This is a genomic window from Hymenobacter lapidarius (assembly GCF_001816145.1).
Lineage (GTDB): Bacteria > Bacteroidota > Bacteroidia > Cytophagales > Hymenobacteraceae > Hymenobacter > Hymenobacter lapidarius.
In genome coordinates this window covers 43,238-59,326 of sequence record NZ_MDZB01000100.1, presented here as the reverse complement: position 1 = coordinate 59,326, position 16,089 = coordinate 43,238, and the positions used below count along the sequence as shown (strand labels likewise).

Genomic DNA, 16,089 nt, shown 5'->3' with positions numbered 1-16,089 from the left:
CCATTGCGCCGAATCTGTTCACTGCCGCAGGCGGCGCAATAGTGTTGCGTATAAACCATAACCCCCAATACGCATTTCACCTTATATCAGACCACCGCCAAGATAATAGCTACCTGCCAAAGGTTTTCGCGCAGCACGTAAAAGCCGTTGCCAGTACTGAAAACAGATGAAGTGATGGCCGTTTGGGTAGCGGCATTCTGCATATCATTGCTGTTACAGTACATGTAGCCAATCGCCGTATCAATCCATGCCGTCACCTTCGCATGATTTAGTTGGGGCGTCACCGCATTCTTCAGTGGAATATTCGTGGTGTTCGTCTTTAGGCGAGGCATCCAATTACCTAAAAAAGACATGCTACTAATATTGTAAAAGCGCTTTTCCCCGATGGGCTCCCCGCTTTTAGTCAGGACTTCTGCGACAATTTCCGTGATAGGAGTTTTATTTTTTGCATTCTGATTGAGTTTCCAAATCAAAAAACCAATAGGGAAGTTTCCTTTTATACCATCAAACGCTTTGCTATGTATAACGAAGCCATCCATATACACTGCGTTCCATAAAATGCGGAACTTCTCAAAGTTTGGTGCTACCACGTGTTTCAAAGTACTAAACATCGCCACCGTTGCCGTAGGCATTTCATGAGAAATACGTACCAGAAACTGGGTGAACAATTCTCGCGATGCGAAGCCGTACCCGACCATTCCCTTCGCTATTTTGGTAGTTGCCACGTCCGTTTTGCCTTCGTTCCCTTGTGAGTTCGCGGCCTCCGCATACGGCGGATTTATCAGCACCAGAATTTTCTTTCCGTCCGCAATGGCGTTGCGCAGGGCGGCGGGGACTTTGTTGGTCAGGCGGTAATCAATGCTACCGTCTTCGGCAATGTCGTCGTTGAGGTAATCGTACTGGAAGCGGGTGGCGGCGGCGCAGGTTTTGGTGGCTTTCATCACGTCCACGTCCGCCGCGTCCAGGGTGCTCATGTAGATGTTGCGGTGGTTGCTGTGCTTCACTTCCAGGTTGCCCACGCCGCAGCACATGTCCCACACCAGGTAGTCGCGCTGCCAGCTCTTGCCCAGCAAGTCGGTGAGCTTGTCGTAGGCCTTGTCCACTACGTGCAGCGGCGTGTAGTAGGCGCCTTTGAAGCTGCGCTCGTCGAGCGGAATCAGGCTGTCGCGGCGTTCCAGCAGGTAGTTGCGGTAGGCGGCGTCGGGCGGGCGGTGGTAAATGGCCCAGAAGCGTCGGTAGCCCTCGTGGCTGCCCAGCTCGTAGAGCTTGCCGCCCAGCGCGAAAAGGGGCTTGCCGCCGCGGTGCAGCAGCTCGGCCGGCAGGCTGGCGTGGGTGCTCACGGTGCCGTCGCTCATGATGTCGGCGAAGAAGAGCAGGGCGTATTCTTCCGGGGCCACGTCGTTAATCTCGGCCCCAATCATGGCCACCCACTTGTCGAACACCTGTTTCAGGTTGTCGGGCGTGATGGCGACGCGGATGATGTCGCCCGAGGCAATGGCGCCCTGGATGGTGCTGATGAACTCCTGCTCGTGGGTCTCCATCCGGAAGGAGACGAAGTAGGTGCCGATGTGGGCCGACACGGCATCGAGGGCTTCCTGGGTGTAGCCGCTGGCGCTGCGGCCCCACTTGATGGTTTTTTTGGCGAGGAAGGGAATCACGTCCGCGCTTTTCATAATCGCGGCCTTCTGCGTGTCAATCACCGCGAGCAGCGGCGGCACGTATTCGCCCTTGTTCAGAGCCTGCTGCACGTAGTGCATCAGCTGCGTAAACATGGCGTAGGTGGAGTGCCGGTGGCCTTCCTTAGCCTCAAACCACACTTCCTTGGTCTGAATATCAATCAGGTTTTTGCTGTACCCTTTCAGGTTCAGCGCCTTGATGTAGGCGTCTTTAACGTCTTCTTCGGAGCGGGCCAGCTGGAGCGATTGGTAGAGGGTCATGCGGTGGGGTAAGTGCGGGGAAATGAGTGGGCAGCAACGGGGCGCCCGTTGCCAATTGTGGCCGTTGCGAAGTGCTTTACGAATACGATGTAGAGACGCATCCTTGCGTCTCTACATCATTTCACCTCGCGACAGGTATAAAGACGCTCAGCACCTACGCCCCCACCGGCTCCTCCACCACTTCCTTTTCAATCCAACGCCCATCTTCGCGCATCAACTCAATCAAGTCATCCACTGCCCGTTCTTCGGGCACTGATTTCTTGATGACTTCCTGGCCGCGGTAGAGGGCGATTTTGCCTTTTCCCACGCCCACGTAGCCGTAATCGGCGTCGGCCATCTCGCCGGGGCCGTTTACGATGCAGCCCATGATGCCGATTTTGATGCCCTTGAGGTGGTCGGTGCGCTTGCGAATCATGGCCGTGGTTTCCTGCAAGTCAAACAGGGTACGGCCGCAGCTGGGGCAGCTGATGTATTCGGTTTTGCTCATGCGGGTGCGGGCCGCTTGCAAGATGCCGAACGAGAGCTGGTTCAGGCTGTCGATGGTCGTGAGCCATTCAGCTTTGGGGCGCTCCGGCAGCAACTCGGTGCTCAGCACGATGCCGTCGCCGAGGCCGTCGAGCAGCAGGCCGCCTACGTCGGTAGCGGCGTAGAGCTGGGTTTCCTCGTCTTTCAGGGCCGGGTACTGCCGGTTGATGATGACCGGGCAGGTAACGCCCGCATTCATAAGCTCAAAAAAGGCGCGCCGGATTTCCGGCATGGCGTGGGCATTTTCGGTGTACAGAAACAGCACCACGGTGCGGTCTTTGCGCAATTGACTGAGGGCCGGGGCAGTGAGAGACGCCAGGTTGTGGAACACAAAATTCAGCGTCGGGTGCTTCTCAGCGGCCCCGGCGTATTCGGCCTGCGTGAGCACGGGGAAATGGTCGGCGCGGTGGCCGGCGTCGCGCCAGGCGCCGTAGTCCACTATCTCCTTCAGTCCATTGGGCAGCATGAAAGGCGACGGAACCTGACCGGTATAGATATAGTCGGCGCCCAAATCCGACATCTGAAACTTATCCAGAAACGGCGAATACAGCTGCCCGGCCGCGCGCAGGTCTGCGTATTCCATCCCCTCCAAACGCGACAAATCAGCGATAACACGGGGCACATTGGCCCCGCCGATGTTCTCGACCTCCCGCGTCACGCGGCGGAAATACTGAAACGGGTTGATGGGCTCCTCGCCCACCACTGGCGCAATGGGCTGGGCCTGCGCGGCTCGGTGCGAGTACCGGTCTATCAGCATTTTGGCCACCGGGGCCTCGGCTTCGGGCGCTTCGGTCAGGCTCACGCGTACGGTGTCGCCCAGGCCGTCTTCCAGCAGCGTGCCGATGCCCACGGCGCTCTTGATACGGCCGTCCTCGGCTTCCCCGGCCTCCGTCACGCCCAGGTGCAGCGGATAGGGCTGCAGGCCCTCTTCGTCGAGCTTCTGCACCAGCATCCGGTAGGCCTGCACCATAACCTGGGTGTTGCTGGCTTTCATGCTCAGCACCACGTTGTAGTAGTTTTCTTCCTCGCACAGGCGCAGGAATTCCAGCGCCGACTCCACCATGCCGAGCGGGGTATCGCCGTAGCGACTCAAAATACGGTCAGACAGTGAGCCGTGGTTGGTGCCGATGCGCATGGCGGTGCCGTACTGCTTGCAAATCTGAACCAGCGGCCGGAACCGCTCGCGGATGCGCTCCACTTCGGCCGCGTAGGTGGCGTCGGTGTATTCTATTTCTTCAAATTTCTTTTTGTCGGCGTAATTGCCGGGGTTAACGCGTACTTTTTCCACGATGCGGGCCGCCAGCTCGGCGCGTTGGGCGTGAAGTGGATGTCGGCGATGAGCGGCACGTTGCAGCCGCGCTTGCGCAGCTCTTTCTTTATTTCCAGCAGGTTCTGGGCCTCTTTCATGCTGGGCGCGGTGATGCGCACGTACTCGCAGCCGGCCTCCACCATGCGCAGCGTCTGCTCCACCGAGCCCATGGTGTCCATGGTGTCCACGGTGGTCATGCTCTGCACCCGAATCGGATAATTGCCGCCCAGCGGAATATCGCCAATGTTCACCACGCGGGCTACACGGCGCTTGTACTCGGTCAGGCTGGGGCAATACGTTTTATTCATAACCCGAAAACTAGGGAAGGAAGGCGAAAGTTGCGCCCTGGCACAAAGGTAAAGCGGCCGGCGGCCGGCTCCACCCCTGGCGGGCGCAACTTCTGGCCCGGATTCACTGTCTGTGTTACACTGCTCCTGCCTGCGCCGTATGGTTCGGCGCGGATGGGCCTCAAACGGTATTCATTATGTTCTCTCTCAAATATTTGCTGTTGGGCATCGGACTACTTGCGGCGGTACCCGGCTTCGGCCAGCAGGTGGCCGTCATCAAGTTTGTTGAGCTGCAAAAGCGCCTGGCCCGGCAGACCGACACCACCTACGTGGTCAATTTCTGGGCCACCTGGTGCGGCCCCTGCGTGAAGGAGCTGCCCAACTTCGAGCAGGTCGGCAGCGCCAATGCCGATAAGAAAGTGAAAGTGCTGCTCGTCAGCCTCGACTATGCCTCGCAGCTGGACAAAAAAGTAAAGCCCTTCGTGAAGGCGCGCGGCCTCAAGTCCGAAGTGGTGCTTCTCGACGAAACCGACCCAAACTCCTGGCTGGGGCAGGTAGACGCCAAGTGGACGGGCTCCATCCCCTTCACCCTCATAATCAACAACAAAACCAAGCAGCGCGCCACCTTCGAGCAGGAGCTTTCCAAGGCAGCGCTGACGGCCGCCCTCCGGAGATTTTTGTAATTTAACAGCAGGTTCATAGCCAGTTGCGCCCCGACTCTTTCTTATCATCAACCCAAACGTCTTCTTGCCATGAACAGAATACTGCCTTTCTCCCTGCTCTGTTTTGTCCTGCTGCTGAGCAGCTTCGTCCTGCGTCCCCAATCCGAGGGCTACCAGGTGGGCGACAAAGCCGCTGATTTCAAGCTGAAGAACATCGACGGCAAAATGGTGTCCCTGGCCGACAACAAAGCCGCCAAGGGCTACATCGTGGTGTTCACCTGCAATACCTGCCCCTACGCCAAGGCCTATGAAGCCCGCATCATCGCCCTCAACCAGAAATACGCCTCCCAGGGCTACCCCGTAGTGGCCATCAACCCGAACGACCCCGGCGTGGCCCCCGGCGACTCCTACGCCGCCATGCAAACCAAAAAATACGCCTTCCCCTACCTACAGGACGAAAGCCAGAAAATAGCCAAGGCGTACGGGGCCACCCGCACTCCGCAGCTCTACGTGCTGCAGCGCCAGGGCAACGATTTTGTGGTTTCCTATATCGGGGCCATCGATGATAATTCCGAAGACGCCACCTTGGTGAAAACCAAGTACGTGGAAAATGCCATGACCGAAATCATGGCCGGCAAGCCCGCGACTAACAACTCAACCAAAGCCATTGGCTGCACCATTAAGTGGAAAAAGCAGGCATAGCAGCCGACCAGATGTAGCTGTAGCTAAAAGACCGTCATGCTGAGCTTGTCAAGCATCTCTACCGCGCTGGTAATTCATTTACTATTGCAATAGAGATGCTTCGACAAGCTCAGCATGACGTTTTAACGTAACAGGATATTTCACGAATATTTAAAAAGGCCCATTGCAAGTGCGCTCGCCCCTTTGCAATGGGCCTTTTTATAGCCTCACGCCCCCGTTTCCAGTACAATCTTACCGATGTGCGCGCTGCTTTCCATGAGGCGGTGCGCCGCGCAGCCTCAGCCAGCGGGAAGGTCTTGTCAATCAATGGGCGGAATTTGCCGGCGGCTATTAGCGGCCACACCTGCCGTTCTACTTCAGCGGCCAGCGCGGCCTTAAATTCGTCGGAGCGGGGCCGCAGGGTGCTTCCCGTGATGCTCAGGCGGCGGCGCATCACTTCCAACGCGTCGAATTCGCCCGCCGCTCCCTGCATGGCGTTGATGAACACCAGGCGCCCGTCGTCCTTCAGTAGGCGCAGGTTTTTGGCGATGTATTCGCCGCCAATCATGTCGAGAATTACGTCTGCCCCCGCCTGTTTGAGCATCTCCTCAAAATCTTCCGTTTTGTAATTAATGGCCCAGTCGGCCCCCAGCGCCAGGCAGGCCGCGCACTTGGCCGCGTCCCCGGCCGTGATGGCAACCCGGCTGCCCAGAGCCTTCGCCAGCTGAATGGCCGTGGTGCCAATGCCACTGCTGCCCCCGTGCACCAGCAGCGTTTCGCCGGCCTGCAACGCCCCGCGCTGAAATACGTTGTGCCACACCGTAAACACGGTTTCGGGGAGGGCCGCTGCCTCAATCATGCTAAGGCCCGCGGGCACTGGCAGGCAATGCCGGGCGTCAACCACGGCAAAGTCGGCGTAGCCGCCCGCAGGCAAAAGCGCACAAACTGCGTCGCCCGCCCGCCAGCGCCCAACGGCGGCGCCGCACTGCTCCACAATGCCCGCAATTTCCAAGCCCGGCACCAGCCCGCTTACCTCGCCGCTGCCGGCGTACTTGCCCTGCCGCATCAGCACATCCGGCCGATTGACCCCGGCCGCGAGCACGCGCACGATTAATTGATGGGGCGCGGGCTGCGGGCGGCTCCGGTCTTGCAGTTGCAGGACCTCGGCCCCACCGGGCTCTTGAATAACGACGGCTTTCATAGTACGCTGATTAAGGCCGCCCCCAAAATGAAAGCCGCCGGGCCTTAAAACGAAAAGCGGCCTCTTTCGGAGGCCACCTTCATCACATTTTCAAAAATAACCTTAACTACCCGCCAGCTGTTGCCGGAGTGCCTGCACTTCTCGCTCCAGGTCGAGGGTTCGGAACATCACCTTGGCTTCGAGGTCTGCGTAAGCGGCTTCCAGTTGGCCCAGCATCAGGCGCTGCTCGTGAATGTCGGTGCAGGTGCCAAACCAGGCAATAACCTGCCCATCGTCGCCGCGCCGGGGCAGGGCCTGGCCCAGGAACCAGCGGTAGGAGCCATCCCTGGCCTTGAAGCGGTACTCAATGTTGTAATCGACGCCCGTAGCCAGGGACCTGCCCCACACCTCGCGGGCGCGCGCCTGGTCGTCGGGGTGCAGCAGGTTGTTCCACATGTCCGGGCCCACGCTGTCGGCCAGGGTGAAGCCGGTGAAATCAGTCCAGCGCTGATTGAAATACGTGTGAAACCCCGTCGGGTCCGTTATCCAGACCAATTGGGGGATTACATCGGCCAGAAAAGTAAACTGTTCCGGCCCAACGAGGCCCTGGCTACCCGGAATGGGCTGCGAGGTGCCGGCAGACGGGGAAGTGGAAGACGAAATATTCACGACTTAACTGAAAGGTTCGAAATTGAAGACTGAGGGCGGAAAAGCTGCATTTCCATGCCCGAGGCAAAGTAGAGGTTAAGTTGGCTTTGCAAGCCATCGGCCGAGCGGCGCAGGCGCGTCACAAGCGCCCGGGTGACCTCGGTGGGCAGCTCAAAGCTGAGGTAGGGACGGTTGAGGATTTCGTCGCGCATCACGGCCCAGCTACCCGTCTGCGGAAGCGCGGGAGCCTCCGATTGGGTTTCCAGGCGGCTGGGGTCCAGCAGCAGGCGCGTGGCCAGCGCCAGCGGGCTACCGGGGTCGTTGCGATTCAGCACCCGGCTAGCTACTTGCCACTCGCCGCTGAAATAATCGTCGGGCAGTTGTTGTAAATTTAAATCAAGTAACAAATCTGGCATACACAAATGAAGGCACCGGCCTCGTCAAAAAAAAGCGCAGGGCGTAGAAATACGCGCACAAACCACTGCTAAGCTCAACCCAAGTGCAAACTGCCACGTTCCTTTGGCGGCACATTTAGGCCAATTTTGCTCGAATTCCCATGAAAACTCCACGTTTTGTTCCGGCGCTGTTGGGCGCTGCCCGATTCACCGGCCTGGCTGCCTGGCAAACCGGCCGCTTGTTCCGGCAATTGGCCGCCCGGGCCCTCGACAGCATTCAGGACGTGCTACGGGCCGAAGTGGAGAAAGGCAACCTGAAGCTGGTGACTGATTTCCTGGCCGATAAAGCCCTGCCCGCCGCCCGCGTCCTCCTGGTAGAGCAAATGACCGTCCGGCTGCTGGTGCGGCTGGGGCTGCGCGGCGCGCTGGCCTCCAACGTGGTGGGCTGGGTGTTGCCTCTGGTGCTGGAAAAGCTGCTGGTAGCCGGCCATAAAAGCGGCTTGTTCGACAAGCTCCGGGCCAATGCCACCGTGAGCGAATCGCTGGAAAAGCTGGACGAGCTACGCCGGGCCACCTGGAAAATACTGGTACCCGACCCCGGCACCAGTGCCGAAGAAGTAGGCGACGATGGGCTGAGCCCCCGGCTGCCGCTGCTATTGGCAGATACTACGCCAGCACCCACAAAAAGCGCCAAACCAGTTAACTGAGCAAGAAAACGAGCGGAATTTAGTCAAAATAATTCCGCAAACGATTGCGGCGGCATTCCAAAAAAAGGCACCTCACGGAGGCACCTCTTTAAAAACCGGGGCGCGGCGAGAATTCCCACCCAACACCGGACCCGATTCCGTCCCCTAACTACCGGCTGAACAACAGTTCGCGGTATTTTACCAGGGGCCAGTCCTCGTCGGCCACCATCTGCTCGAGCTTGTCAACGGCGCGGCGAATGGGGTCGAATTTTGGTTTTACTTCTTCGCAGTATGCCACGGCCAGTGCGCGGGCGTCTCCGAGTTTGTTTGCTCGTTTACGCGCCTCCGTCATGGCGTCGGCGTTGGTTTTGATGGTGGTGACGTGGCGGGAAATGGCTTTAATCATTTCAATCGTTACCTGGCTGTTTTCATCGTCGAGGCCCAACTCGCGCAGGCCGCGCACGTTGTTCACTAGTTTGGTTTGGTACGAAAGCGCCGTGGGGATGATGTGGTTAATGGCCAAATCGCCCATTACACGGCTTTCAATCTGAATTTTTTTCTGGTATTCTTCCAGCAATATTTCGTGGCGGGCGTGTAGCTCCACCTCCGTGAAAATGCCGTGGCGCGCAAAAAGCTCGGCTGCATCGGCCCGCACAATGGCGTCGAGGGCCTGGGGCGTGGTGGCAATGTTGCTCAGGCCCCGCTTTTCAGCTTCCTGCTTCCACTCTTCCGAGTAGCCGTTGCCTTCGAAGCGAATGGCTTTGGAGCTGATAACGTACTCGCGCAGCACTTCCACAATGGCTACCTCCTTCTTTTTGCCCTCGCTGATGAGGGCATTAACCGAGTCCTTAAAGTCAATGAGCTGGTCGGCGACAATTGTGTTGAGCACCGTCATGGCCGACGAACAGTTGGCCGACGAACCCACGGCCCGGAATTCGAACTTGTTGCCGGTGAAGGCAAACGGGGAAGTCCGGTTTCGGTCCGTGTTGTCTAGCAAGATAGCAGGAATCTTGTCAATTCCCAACTTCAAATAGATATTATCGCCTTTGTCGAGCGGCAACTTGGCCGTGCGCTCCAGCTCATCAAGCACCGAGTCCAGCATGGAGCCCAGGAACACCGACATGATGGCGGGCGGCGCCTCGTTGGCCCCCAGGCGGTGGTCGTTGCTGGCCGAGGCAATGCTAGCCCGCAGCAAGTCGGCGTAGCGGTGCACGGCCTGGATTGTGGTGATAAGGAACGCCAGAAACTGCAGATTTTCTTTGGGGCGGCGGCCGGGCGCGAGCAGGTTTACGCCGGTGTCGGTGCTCAGGGCCCAGTTGTTGTGCTTGCCGCTGCCGTTTACGCCGGCGTAGGGCTTTTCGTGCAACAGCACCTTGAAGTTATGGCGCTCGGCCACGCGGTCCATCACGTCCATCAACAGCTGGTTGTGGTCGATGGCCAGGTTGGCATCTTCAAAGGTGGGAGCGCACTCAAACTGATTGGGCGCCACTTCGTTGTGGCGCGTGCGGAGCGGAATACCCAGCAAGTTGGATTCCTCCTCAAACTCTACCATGAAACCGTGCACCCGCGCCGGAATCGAACCAAAGTAGTGGTCATCGAGCTGCTGGCCCTTGGCGGGCGCGTGGCCAAATACGGTGCGGCCGGTCATCACCAGGTCGGGGCGGGCATCGTACAAGGCCTTGTCAACCAGGAAGTATTCCTGCTCAATGCCCAGCGTGGTGTTCACGCGGCTCACGTCTTTGTCGAAGTACTGGCAAACCTCCAGGGCTGCTTTTTCGAGCACGCCCAGCGACTTCAGCAAAGGGGCCTTGTAATCGAGCGCCTCGCCGGTGTAGGCCACGAAGATGGTGGGAATGCACAGGGTCTTGGACCCGACCGTTTCGATGATGAAAGCTGGCGAAGTGGGGTCCCAGGCGGTGTAGCCGCGGGCCTCAAAAGTGTTGCGGATGCCGCCGTTGGGAAACGACGACGCATCGGGCTCCTGCTGCACCAGCGCGGAACCTTTGAAATTTTCAATCGGCCGGCCGTCCGAGTTCAGGTCGAAAAAAGAGTCGTGCTTCTCAGCCGTTGAGCCCGTGAGGGGCTGAAACCAGTGCGTGTAGTGGGTAGCGCCCTTGGCCATGGCCCAGGTTTTCATGGCCGAAGCCACGGCGTCGGCCACATTGCGCTCCACCGTGGCGCCCTGCTTGATGGCCGCCTGCAGCTTTTTGAAATAATCGCCGGGCATGGTTGCCCGCATGGCTTCCAGATTGAAGACATTTTGCCCGAAACTATCGGAGCGGCGCGCGGCGGCGGGAATCACCGTAACGGGGCGGCGCTGGTTGACGAGTTCTAAGGCTTTAAAACGGAGGATGGCCATGGAGGGAGTAACCGGGCAGGAATAGAGGGTACCAATAATGGATTGTCTGACAGCAAAGATAAAGCGACGAAAACGTTTTTATTCCAAATGACCCTTAAAATTGAGGTCGTTTATCTAAAATACTTCATTTTACTCCTATAACCCCATCAATTTTAAACCCTAAATGGCAATTAGATTCACAACTATTCACTGTCATCCCTATTTTATCATTTTAGGCCGGGTGTTTCTCCCGGCTATCTTTGTTGAGTGAACAACCGATTTGCGTTTCAATCGCGCTACTTCCTTTTTTGGCTGTTGCTTTTTGGCATTAGCCGGGCATTTTTTTTAGGGTACCACCACGAGGCAGCTTCCCAACTCGATGCGGCTACGCTGCTGGCCACCTTCGGCTACGGCCTGCGGCTGGATGCCTCGGCGGTGGCGTACGTGAGCATTGTGCCGTTTGTGCTTTTTGTGGGGTGGAGTCTGTGGCCCCGGTTTCCCTTCCGGCAGGTGGTGGCCGGCTACACCGCGGCCCTGGGCACGTTTTTGGCGGTCCTGATTACGGCCGATTTGGAACTGTACCGAACGTGGGGGTTCCGGCTCGACGATACCCCGCTGCAGTACCTGAGCTCGCCCAAGGAGATGGCGGCTTCGGCGGGCACGGCGCCGTTGGGGCTGCTGCTGGGCTTGCTGGTATTGCTGTTGCTTATGGGATGGGGTCTATATAAGGTAGTGCTGGGGCGGCTGGCGCCGCTGGCAGAGGGCTTTGGTCGCGGCCGCGCGGCGCTGGCGGGGCTCCTGTATGCGGCCCTGCTGGTGGTGCCCCTGCGTGGCGGCACCCAGCAGATACCGGTGAACCAGAGCGATGTTTATTTCTCCCGCATCGCCTTTGCCAACCACGCGGCCCTGAACGCGCCCTGGAATCTGATGAGTGCCCTGGTGCTCAGGTCCCGCGCAAAGCCCCCGCAACCCTTTATGCCGGACAGCACCGCGCGCCGGCTGGTGGCGGGCATCTACCCGCTGGCGGTGGGGGCCCCGCCCCTGCCCCAGACCAGCCCTGCCGTGCTGACGAAGGCGCGCCCGAACGTGCTGTTTATTATCCTCGAAAGCTTCACGGCCAAGCTGGTGGGCAGTGTGGGCGGCGAGCGGGGCGTGACCCCCACGCTGGACAGCTTGGCCCGAACGGGCTTACTTTTTACCGATATATACGCCGCCGGTGACCGCAGCCAGAAAGGACTGGTGGCGCTGCTCTCGGGCTACCCCAACCAGCCCACCACCAGCATCATCAAGTACCCGCGCAAGACTGAGCAGTTGCCGCATTTGGGCCGGAGTCTGGGCGCGGCGGGCTACCGCTCCCATTACTACTACGGCGGGGAGCTGGCGTTTGCCAACATGAAAAGCTACGTGCAGACGGCAGGCTACGAACAGATAACGGAGCGCAGCGACTTCGCTTTGGCTGAACAAAACTCCAAGTGGGGCGCGCACGACGGCGTGCTGTTTACCCGCATGCTTAGGGATTTGAAGAAGCAGCCGCAGCCCTTTTTCGTCACCGCTTTCACGCTGAGCAGCCACGAGCCGTTCACCGTGCCGATGAAGGATAAATTTCCTGGCACCAGCGAAGCCAACCTGTTTCGCAACTCGGTTTACTACACGGATTATTCACTCGGCAAATTCCTGCAGGAGGCCCGGAAGCAGCCCTGGTACGCCAACACGCTCCTGGTACTGGTGGCCGACCATGGCCATCAGCAGCCCGGCAACTCCGCTAATCAAGCGGCCGGCAAGTTCCATATTCCGCTGCTGCTGGCCGGCGGGGCCATTCGCCCGGAAGCGCGAGGGCGGGTGGTTGGCACCATCGGTTCGCAAACGGACGTGGCAGCTACGCTCCTGCGCCAGTTGAATTTGCCGGCCAACGACTTTGTATGGAGCCGGGACTTGCTGGCCGCCAACCCCATTCCCTTCGCTTATTACTGCTTTAATGACGGCTTCGGAGCGGTTTCGCCAGCTGGGCTGATGACCTACGACAACGTGAGCCGGCAGGTGTGGGAACGCGACCCACCCGTGACCAAAGCGCAGGTTGAGCTGGGCAAAGCCATGCAGCAGCTCACCCTGCAGGACTTCGAGCAGAAGTAGCGCTGGGCATTTCCGGATGGTAGCTACCAGCAGCACCACTGCTCCCCGCCTTCGTCCTTACCTTTGCGGGACTATGCCCACCCCACAATCCGTTGCCTTTTATACCCTCGGCTGCAAGCTCAACTTTTCCGAAACGTCGGCCATTGGCCGGCAGTTTGAGGAGAAAGGCTTCCAAAAGCTGCCTTTTGAAGCCGGGGCCGATTTGTACGTTATCAATACCTGCTCCGTGACCGACCACGCCGACCGCAAGTGCCGGAAGGTGGTGCAGCAGGCACTCAAGCACAATCCCGACGCCTTCGTGGCCATTGTGGGCTGCTACGCCCAGCTTAAGCCCCAGGAAATTGCCACCATTCCGGGCGTGAGCGCCGTGCTGGGCGCGGCCGAGAAATTTCAGCTGGTTGATATCCTGGCCGATTTTAAGAAGCCCGCAGCCGGGCAGCCCGGCCACGTGCACGCCTCCCCTATTTCGGAGGCCACGGAGTTTCACGCGGCGCATTCGTTCGGCGACCGCACCCGCACCTTTATGAAGGTGCAGGATGGATGCGACTACTCCTGCTCGTTCTGCACCATTCCGCTGGCCCGGGGCGCCAGCCGCTCGGGCAGCGTGGCCAGCGTGGTAGGACGGGTAGAAAAACTAGCCGAAACCGGCGTGAAGGAAATCGTGCTGACCGGGGTAAACCTAGGCGATTTTGGCTTGCAGGGACCTGAGCGCGAGCGGCGCGAGGATTTTACCCAATTGGTTCGGGCCCTCGACGCAGTGGCGGGCATCCGCCGGTTCCGCATCAGCAGCTGCGAGCCCAACCTGCTCACCGACGATATTCTGGAAACGGTGGCGGCCTCGGCGCGGTTTATGCCCCATTTCCACATCCCGCTTCAAAGCGGCTCCGATAAGATTCTGGGGCTGATGCGGCGGCGGTATAAGCGCGCGCTGTACACCAGCCGCGTGGCCCGCATCAAGGAGTTGATGCCCCACGCCTGCATCGGCGTCGATGTGATAGTGGGCTTCCCGGGCGAAACCGATGCGGACTTTCTCGACACGTACAACTTCCTCAACGAGCTGCCCATAAGCTACCTGCACGTATTTCCGTATTCGGAGCGGCCGGATACGCTGGCACCAACCCTGCCCGGCCGGGTGCAGGACCGGGTGCGCCACGAGCGCACCACCCAGCTGCGGAACTTATCGGAAAAGAAAAAACGCTTCTTCTACGAGCAGCACCTGGGCCTGGAGACCGATGTACTGTTTGAAGACGACGTAACCGACGGTCGCATGGAAGGCTTCACACCCAACTACATCCGCGTAAACGCCAAATACGACCCCTTGCTGGTGGGCGAAATGAAAACCCTGCGCCTAACCGGCGTAAACGCCCTAGGCCTGATGGACGCCGAGGAAATGGGCATTCTGGTCTGAACCGCGGATTTATCGAATTCTTCGGATTTATCGGATTTTGTGGCCGACTGACTGACGTGCTGTTACGCAGCAATTAGCTGGCGCGCGTCTGCGACGCGTTGCCGACTGGGTTCGAGCCTGCGGCTCACCGGCGAACAACGCGCGGCAGGAATCTAATAACCGCTCGCCCGAGCCGCAGGCTCGGACCCAGTCGGCAACGCGTCGCAGACGCACGCCAGCCTATTCAGACCATGCTCTGACGGGCCATGGCCAGCATTTCGCGCAGCATTTGCTGCTGCTCCTGCAGGTGCTGATTGCGCAGCTCCGCAAGGGCCAACTGATGCTGCAGGTGTTGCGCATGCAAGGCAGCAGCAACATACGTTTCGGGGCCAGGTACTACCGCCGGAGCGGGCATTGGCGCTGATTGCGGAGCGGCAACGGGCACTACTGGCGGCGCAACTGGCGGCGGGCTGGCTTCTACTGGCGGAGCTGTTTCAGCAGCGACCACCGGCGCAGGCTGCGGCGTGGTATTGATAGGTAAAACAGCTGGCTGAGCAGGGGCCGATGCCAGTTGGGCAGTGCTGGAAGGTGCCTCCAGCATTTCAACGGGAGCGGTAGCCGATGTGCGGGCAGGTTGGTTGGCAGCGGCGGCCAGGGCCAGAGTGGCAGCAATTTCGGCGGGCTGCAGGCGGGTGCCGGCCACGCCTGGCGTGCTCCGCCGCGACGGGGCCAGCTCCACATCTGACAAATCGATGGGTTCCAGGGGCGGCTCCTTGGAAGCAGCCGGCGCTGCTGGCGCGGCTGGCTTCGTGGCAGGCTCACCGCTCACGAGCATTGGCCCACGGCCCAGTAGGAGCCAGTCCCTCGACACATTTGGGTAAATCTCAAACACTCGGCAGAGGAGGTCATATCCCGGCTTGTTGCGGCCATCAATGAGGTGCTGCACCACGCTGGCAGTTTTACCCAGGGAGATGGCAAAGCTGTTTTTGGTGAGGCCAAACTGCTGAATCAGTTGGGCAAAGCGCTGGTCGATGGGTACGGGAAAGGGGGCAGTCATGGCGTTTCCACAAATGAGTAGATACGCAAATGTATGCTGCCGCGGGACTATTACCGCTTTGGAACAGTATCAGTTGCCGAAACCAAGTGCCGGGCCAGCCCACGCGGCCGCAGCCCGGCCAACGGGAAAGTGTAGGTTTCATTGGGTGTGAAATTCAACAAGCCGTGGGGCAGCCCCACCCGGTATTACAAAAGCACAGCCTGCGGCGAGAGCGCAAATTCGTTCAGGTCCGGCTCGGTGGCACCGGCCTGCCGGGCGTCGCGGGCAAAGACGACCTGCCGGGTTCTGGCATCCCACCCAAAGCGCTGCCGTAAATCGGCTACGGTAGCGGAGTCGCCGTAATCGGCAGCAGCCTGGGCTATTTCCTCCGCCATACGGCGGCTGATGGCCCCGCGCAAGCGGCCGCTCAGGGCCTTAGGAAAGTCGGATACTACATCGGCCAGGGTCAGGATTCGGCCGGTGTTCAGGTCGAAGGTGATGTGGTCCGTGCGCTCATAGTAATAGGCGCCCTGGTATTCGAGGTTGAGCTCCAGGGAAAGCAGGGCGCCCTGGTTGAGCAGTACCGTGTAGTGCACGCCGCTAAAGCAGCAGTCCAGGGCGGCCGCCTGCCGGATTTGCTGCGCCGGGGTGCCCGTAGTGTCAATTGGGCTATCGACGTTGGGCGCGATAACGCGCCGCAGCAGCCGGCGATTGATAAGCTCGGCCACCGCTCGGTTTTCCAGCGCCACTTGCGGCAGTTTGAACGTTGCACCTCGGCCTTTGCCGCTGAAGGTTACGACGTGCGCCTGAAGGCCCGGCCCGGGTTGGGCCGGGCCGGGCATGGCTACCAGCAAGAATAAGCTCAAAAACCCTATTTGCATCTTCGGT

General features: G+C 59.4%; 12 protein-coding genes and 1 pseudogene. 5 read left to right on the top strand and 8 right to left on the bottom strand.

Annotated elements, in window-relative coordinates:
- Positions 1-86: 86 nt before the first annotated feature.
- Together BEN47_RS09705 and ispG are read right to left on the bottom strand one after the other, a co-directional pair.
- Positions 87-1,937: a hypothetical protein gene (locus tag BEN47_RS09705; RefSeq protein ID WP_204378300.1), complete on the bottom strand. Its 1,851-nt coding sequence runs from the start codon at positions 1,935-1,937 to the stop codon at positions 87-89.
- Between the two features lie 154 nt (positions 1,938-2,091).
- Positions 2,092-4,079: pseudogene (ispG, locus tag BEN47_RS09700) on the bottom strand ((E)-4-hydroxy-3-methylbut-2-enyl-diphosphate synthase).
- A gap of 176 nt (positions 4,080-4,255) precedes the next feature.
- Here ispG and BEN47_RS09695 point away from each other — a divergent pair.
- Together BEN47_RS09695 and BEN47_RS09690 are read left to right on the top strand one after the other, a co-directional pair.
- Complete coding sequence (locus tag BEN47_RS09695) at positions 4,256-4,741, top strand: TlpA disulfide reductase family protein (RefSeq protein ID WP_070727782.1); 486 nt, start codon at positions 4,256-4,258, stop codon at positions 4,739-4,741.
- A 69-nt stretch (positions 4,742-4,810) separates the two neighbouring features.
- Positions 4,811-5,422 (top strand): thioredoxin family protein, encoded by a 612-nt coding sequence (locus BEN47_RS09690; protein ID WP_070727779.1) that lies wholly within the window; start codon positions 4,811-4,813, stop codon positions 5,420-5,422.
- Positions 5,423-5,531: 109 nt separating this feature from the next.
- Here BEN47_RS09690 and BEN47_RS09685 read toward each other — a convergent pair whose 3' ends face one another.
- From BEN47_RS09685 to BEN47_RS09675, 3 genes are all read right to left on the bottom strand, one after another.
- Complete coding sequence (locus tag BEN47_RS09685) at positions 5,532-6,602, bottom strand: NAD(P)H-quinone oxidoreductase (RefSeq protein WP_317039498.1); 1,071 nt, start codon at positions 6,600-6,602, stop codon at positions 5,532-5,534.
- A 102-nt stretch (positions 6,603-6,704) separates the two neighbouring features.
- Positions 6,705-7,250 (bottom strand): PAS domain-containing protein, encoded by a 546-nt coding sequence (locus BEN47_RS09680; RefSeq protein ID WP_070727777.1) that lies wholly within the window; start codon positions 7,248-7,250, stop codon positions 6,705-6,707.
- On the bottom strand, positions 7,247-7,645 hold the full coding sequence (locus BEN47_RS09675) for a hypothetical protein (protein ID WP_125921600.1): 399 nt from the start codon (positions 7,643-7,645) through the stop codon (positions 7,247-7,249). Before BEN47_RS09675 ends, BEN47_RS09680 begins: the two co-directional genes overlap by 4 nt.
- A 140-nt stretch (positions 7,646-7,785) precedes the next feature.
- Here BEN47_RS09675 and BEN47_RS09670 point away from each other — a divergent pair, with 140 nt between their 5' ends.
- Positions 7,786-8,331 carry a hypothetical protein gene (locus tag BEN47_RS09670; protein WP_070727771.1) on the top strand — a complete coding sequence of 182 codons (546 nt, stop codon included), beginning with the start codon at positions 7,786-7,788 and terminating at the stop codon, positions 8,329-8,331.
- A 148-nt stretch (positions 8,332-8,479) separates the two neighbouring features.
- Here the strand turns inward: BEN47_RS09670 and BEN47_RS09665 are convergent, their stop codons facing one another.
- Complete coding sequence (locus tag BEN47_RS09665) at positions 8,480-10,669, bottom strand: glutamine synthetase III family protein (RefSeq protein WP_070727766.1); 2,190 nt, start codon at positions 10,667-10,669, stop codon at positions 8,480-8,482.
- A gap of 294 nt (positions 10,670-10,963) precedes the next feature.
- On the opposite strand from BEN47_RS09665, the gene BEN47_RS09660 reads away from it, so the two are divergent.
- Both BEN47_RS09660 and mtaB read left to right on the top strand, forming a co-directional pair.
- Complete coding sequence (locus BEN47_RS09660; protein ID WP_158010961.1) at positions 10,964-12,778, top strand: LTA synthase family protein; 1,815 nt, start codon at positions 10,964-10,966, stop codon at positions 12,776-12,778.
- Positions 12,779-12,851: 73 nt separating this feature from the next.
- Complete coding sequence (gene mtaB, locus BEN47_RS09655) at positions 12,852-14,186, top strand: tRNA (N(6)-L-threonylcarbamoyladenosine(37)-C(2))-methylthiotransferase MtaB (RefSeq protein ID WP_070727760.1); 1,335 nt, start codon at positions 12,852-12,854, stop codon at positions 14,184-14,186.
- Positions 14,187-14,409: 223 nt separating this feature from the next.
- Here mtaB and BEN47_RS09650 read toward each other — a convergent pair whose 3' ends face one another.
- Both BEN47_RS09650 and BEN47_RS09645 read right to left on the bottom strand, forming a co-directional pair.
- On the bottom strand, positions 14,410-15,222 hold the full coding sequence (locus tag BEN47_RS09650; protein ID WP_070727757.1) for a helix-turn-helix transcriptional regulator: 813 nt from the start codon (positions 15,220-15,222) through the stop codon (positions 14,410-14,412).
- 185 nt (positions 15,223-15,407) lie between these two features.
- Positions 15,408-16,067 (bottom strand): hypothetical protein, encoded by a 660-nt coding sequence (locus BEN47_RS09645; protein WP_125921599.1) that lies wholly within the window; start codon positions 16,065-16,067, stop codon positions 15,408-15,410.
- Positions 16,068-16,089 lie beyond the last annotated feature (22 nt).